General features: G+C 48.9%; 2 protein-coding genes. Both read left to right on the forward strand.

Annotated features, from left to right (window positions below; all coding sequences use genetic code 11):
• Positions 1-540 (forward strand): citrate/2-methylcitrate synthase (locus R8N47_RS23550; protein ID WP_318185896.1); only part of this gene is annotated, 540 nt, incomplete at its 5' end.
• Positions 541-767: 227 nt separating this feature from the next.
• Positions 768-1,177: aconitase family protein (locus tag R8N47_RS23555; RefSeq protein ID WP_318185897.1), on the forward strand; the 410-nt coding region annotated here is incomplete at its 3' end.

The following is a 1,177-nucleotide window of genomic DNA, read 5'->3' on the forward strand; positions in this document are numbered from 1 at the left end:
CGCGTTTGTGCATCAACGTTGTCAGACATTCATTCTTGTATCACGGCAGCAATCGGTACGCTTCGTGGCCCTCTTCACGGCGGTGCAAACGAAGCAGCGATGGAGATGATTGAAGACTGGCAGACGCCGGATGAAGCCGAAGCTAACATCATGCAAATGCTGGCGAATAAAGACAAGATCATGGGCTTTGGTCATGCGATTTATCGAGAAAGCGACCCTCGCAACGCACTGATCAAACGTTGGTCTGAGGAATTGTCGAAGCATGTGGGTGACACGCATTTATACGCAGTATCTGAGCGTGTTGAATCGGTGATGAAGCGTGAGAAAGGCTTGTTCTGTAATGCGGACTTCTTCCATGCATCGGCGTACCACTTTATGGACATTCCGACCAAGCTGTTCACACCGATTTTCGTGATGAGCCGTTTAACTGGTTGGGCTGCACACGTGTACGAGCAACGCGCGAACAACCGCATTATTCGCCCAAGTGCAGATTACACAGGTCCAGATCATCAAGAGTGGGTGCCTATTGAGAATCGCTAGCGCGAAAGCCAGTCAAAGTCATTACTTGCTTTGATTGGTTTATCTCCTCCTTCTTCTGTTTTCACTCGCTCTTGGCAGAAGAAGGAGGACTTCTCGTCACAAACATTACTAGAGCGAATACATCTCAAAAAGTTCTCCAATCAAGTTCTCCAAACTGCTTTGCTAGAGTAGCGTTTCTAGAGTGATGGGGAGAAGGCCAAGATGTACAGATTGAATGGAAGCAAACCATGAGCACAACTATTAATACCCAATTCCGTAAGTCGCTTCCGGGGACTCAACTTGATTACTTTGATGCCCGCGAAGCCGTAAACTCTATCTCTCCTGGAGCCTATGAAACGCTCCCTTACACCTCACGCGTTCTTGCCGAACAGCTCGTACGCCGCTGCGATCCAAGCGTATTAACAGACAGCCTGAAGCAGCTCATCGAACGCAAACGTGATCTTGATTTTCCATGGTATCCAGCACGTGTTGTTTGTCATGACATTCTAGGTCAGACAGCGCTTGTTGACTTAGCCGGTTTACGTGATGCGATTGCCGATCAGGGCGGTGACCCGTCTAACGTGAATCCAGTGGTTGAAACCCAGCTTATCGTTGACCACTCGCTTGCGGTAGAACACGCAGGTTTTGATCCAGAAGC

It is taken from the genome of Vibrio sp. 2132-1, from assembly GCF_033344315.1.